Genomic DNA, 4,080 nt, shown 5'->3' on the forward strand with positions numbered 1-4,080 from the left:
AGAGGACTGGCTTGGGCGGGTCGAGACTTCGCCCCACGATCGCCAACAAATAAGCGGCCCGCAGGCCGCTTCTTCGCAAGTTCCCGGCGTCCCTGCCGTGAGCCGCCCTCACCGCGGCAAATCCGTCGTCCCCATTAACCACTCATCCACCGCCCGCGCGCACTGGCGGCCTTCGCGGATGGCCCAGACCACCAGGGACTGGCCGCGGCGCATGTCGCCGGCGGCGAAGACGCCGTCGACGTTGGTGTAGTAGGCCTTCGGGCCTTCCGTGCTGCCTTTGACGTTGCCGCGGGCGTCGAGCTCCAGGCCTTTCGCCTCCTTGAGCTCGGCGAGCATGCCCTCGTGGACCGGGTGGACGAAGCCCATGGCCAGCAGCACCAGGTCGGCCTTGAACTGGCCTTCGCTGCCGGGGACTTCGGACATCTGCCAGCGGCCGTTCTCGTCTTTGTCCCAGCGCACCAGGACGTAGTTGAGGGCGCTGACGTTGCCGTCGCCGTCGTGCTCGAAGGACTTGGTGAGGACGTTCCAGTGCCGGTCGCAGCCTTCCTCCTGACTGGTCGATGTGCGCAGCTTGTGCGGCCAGTCCGGCCAGGTGAGGCCCTTGTCTTCCTTCTCCGGCGGCTTGTCCAGGATCTCGATCTGGGTGATGGACTTGGCGCCATGGCGGTTGCTGGTGCCGATGCAGTCGGAGCCAGTGTCGCCGCCGCCGATGACGATGACGTGCTTGTCGTGGGCGCTGATGAAGTCTTCGTCCGGCACCTGCACGCCCTGGACACGCTTGGAGTTGGCGCGCAGGAAGTCCATGGCGAAGTGGATGCCGGCGTAGCTGCGCCCGGGCACGTCGAGGTCGCGGGGCTTTTCGCTGCCACCGGCGAGCACCACGGCGTCATGCTCGGCCATCAGCTTGTCCATGGGGATGTCGACGCCGATGTGGCAGTGGGTGTGAAACTCCACGCCCTCGGTGCGCATCTGCGCCATGCGCCGGTCGATCATTTTCTTCGCAAGCTTGAAGTCCGGGATGCCGTAGCGCAGCAGGCCGCCGATGCGGTCTTCCTTCTCGTACAGCGACACGGCGTGTCCCGCGCGGGCGAGCTGCTGGGCGCAGGCGAGCCCGGCGGGGCCGGAGCCCACCACGGCGATGTGCTTGCCGGTGCGGTGTTCGGGCACCTGCGGGCGCACCCAGCCCTCTTCCCAGGCTTTGTCGGCGATGGCGCGCTCGATGGCCTTGATGGCCACGGGCTTGTCGTCGATGTTGAGCGTGCAGGCGGCCTCGCAGGGCGCCGGGCAGATGCGCCCGGTGAACTCCGGGAAGTTGTTGGTGCTATGCAGCACCTCGATGGCCGACTCCCAGTCCTGTTGGTACACCAGGTCGTTCCAGTCCGGAATGATGTTGTTCACCGGACAGCCCTGGTGGCAGTAAGGGATGCCGCAGTCCATACAGCGTGCGCCCTGAATGGCCATCTCCTCGTCGGACGGCGGCAGCACGAACTCGTTGTAGTGCACGACCCGGTCCGCCGCCGGCTCGTAGGCCATCTCGGCGCGGTCGTATTCCATGAATCCGGTTGGCTTGCCCATGGCTAGCGTCCTCCGTCAGGATCGAAGGGTCGGCTTAGATCGGTTCGGCGTGGTAGCGCCCGGCGGACGGCTCTGCTGAGCTTGCATGCTCTCCAGCGCGCGGCGGTAGTCCACGGGCATGACCTTGACAAACTTGGGCCGGATGGATTCCCAGTCGTCGAGGATGGCCCGGGCCACGTCCGAGTTCGTGTAGTGCTTGTGCTTGAGGATCAGCTGCTTCAGTCGGACCTCGTCGAAGCGGGTCATGTCGTGGCTCACGTCCACGAAGCCGTGGGACTCCAGATCGCCGCCCTGGTGGTCCAGGTGCTCAAGGGCCTCATCTTCGGCAGTAATAGGCTCGAGCTCCACCATGGCTTGGTTGCAGTGATCGGCGAAGCTGCCGTCTGCATCCAGCACATAGGCGATGCCCCCCGACATACCGGCGGCGAAGTTGCGGCCGGTGGGGCCTAGGCAGACCATCACGCCACCGGTCATGTACTCGCAGCCGTGGTCGCCGACGCCTTCGACCACCGCGGTGGCACCGGAGTTGCGCACGCAGAACCGCTCGCCGGCGACGCCGCGGAAGTAGACTTCGCCGCTGACGGCGCCGTAGAGCACGGTGTTGCCGACGATGATGTTGTCCTCGGCCTTGTCGATGCCGGAGTCTGACGGCGGGTAGATGATCAGCCGCCCGCCCGACAGGCCCTTACCGACGTAATCGTTCGCCTCGCCTTCCAGCTCGATGGTGACGCCGTGCGCCAGCCAGGCGCCAAAGGACTGGCCGCCGATGCCGCGGGCCTTGATGTAGATGGTGTCATCCGGTAGACCCTTGTGGCCATAGCGCTCGGCCACCCGACCCGAGAGCATGGTGCCGACGGTGCGGTTGAAGTTCTTGACCTCCGTCTCGATGCGCACGGGCTCGCCGCGCTCCAACGCCGGCTCGGCTTGGGCGATGAGCTTGTGGTCCAGCGCCTTGTCGAGGCCGTGGTCTTGGGTCTCGCTGTTGTACAGCGCCACGGTGTCCGGCACCTCGGGCTTGGTGAGGATGCGCGAGAAGTCGAGCCCCTTGGCCTTCCAGTGCTCGATGGCGCGGCGCATCTCCAGCCGATCCATCTGGCCCACGGCCTCATTGAGGCTGCGGAAGCCGAGCTTCGCGAGGATCTGGCGGACTTCTTCGGCGATGAAGAAGAAGAAGTTGACCACGTGCTCGGGCTGGCCGGTGAATTTCTTCCTCAGCTCCGGGTCCTGGGTGGCCACGCCCACCGGGCAGGTGTTCAAGTGGCACTTGCGCATCATGATGCAGCCTTCGACGATGAGCGGCGCCGTTGCGAAGCCGAACTCGTCTGCGCCGAGCAGCGCGCCAATAACCACGTCGCGGCCGGTGCGCATGCCGCCGTCCACCTGCACCGCGATGCGACCGCGCAGGCGGTTCAGTACCAACGTCTGGTGGGTCTCGGCGAGGCCGATCTCCCACGGCGAGCCGGCGTGCTTGATGGACGTGAGCGGGCTGGCACCAGTGCCGCCATCGTAGCCGGCGATGGTCACGTGGTCCGCGTGGGCCTTGGAGACGCCCGCTGCCACCGTCCCGACGCCCACCTCGGACACCAGCTTGACGGAGATCCGCGCCTTGGGGTTGGCGTTCTTCAGGTCGTGGATCAGCTGCGCGAGGTCTTCAATCGAATAGATGTCGTGGTGCGGCGGCGGTGAGATCAGGCCGACGCCGGGTGTGGAATGCCTGACGCGCGCAATCTGCGCATTGACCTTATGACCCGGCAGCTGGCCACCCTCGCCGGGCTTGGCGCCTTGCGCGATCTTGATCTGGATGTCATCGGCGTTGACCAGGTATTCCACGGTCACGCCGAAGCGTCCGGAGGCCACCTGCTTGATGGCGGATCGTTCCGGATTGCGGGAGCCGTCCGGCAGCGGCAGGAAGCGCTCCGGCTCCTCGCCCCCCTCGCCGGTGTTGGACTTGCCGCCGATCTGGTTCATGGCCTTGGCCAGGGTCGAGTGTGCTTCGTAGCTGATGGAGCCGAAGGACATGGCGCCTGTGGCGAAGCGCTTGACGATGTCCGCGGCGGGCTCGACTTCCTCCAGCGGCACGGGTTCATCCGCCCATTTCAGCTCCATCAGGCCGCGGAATGTGAGCAGCTTCTCGTTCTGCTCATTGATGAGCTTGGAGTACTCGGCGTAGGTCTTGGCGTCGTTAGCGCGGGTGGCGTGCTGGAGCTTCGCGATGGTCTCCGGCGACCAGACGTGGTCCTCGCCGCGCAGGCGATAGGCATAGTCGCCGCCGACATCCAAGTGCTTGCGCAGGATCTGCTCATTGCCATAGCCGCGCTTGTGCCAGCGCACGGCTTCCTCCGCCACCTCGGCGAGGCCGATGCCCTCCACCATGCTCGCGGTGCCGGTGAAGTACTTGGCGACGAACTCTCGGTTCAAACCGACTGCGTCGAAGATCTGCGCGCCGCAATAGCTCTGGAAGGTGCTGATGCCCATCTTGGACATGACCTTCTTCAGGCCCTTGCC

General features: G+C 65.8%; 2 protein-coding genes. Both read right to left on the reverse strand.

Annotation, left to right across the window (positions count from 1 at the left end; all coding sequences use genetic code 11):
• Positions 1-108: 108 nt before the first annotated feature.
• Positions 109-1,575: a glutamate synthase subunit beta gene (locus tag I6U14_RS11535; protein WP_296899470.1), complete on the reverse strand. Its 1,467-nt coding sequence runs from the start codon at positions 1,573-1,575 to the stop codon at positions 109-111.
• A gap of 15 nt (positions 1,576-1,590) precedes the next feature.
• Positions 1,591-4,080 (reverse strand): glutamate synthase-related protein (locus I6U14_RS11540; RefSeq protein ID WP_296899471.1); only part of this gene is annotated, 2,490 nt, incomplete at its 5' end.

Origin of the sequence: Thiohalocapsa sp., assembly GCF_019695415.1 — a bacterium.
Taxonomy (GTDB): Bacteria; Pseudomonadota; Gammaproteobacteria; order Chromatiales; family Chromatiaceae; genus Thiohalocapsa.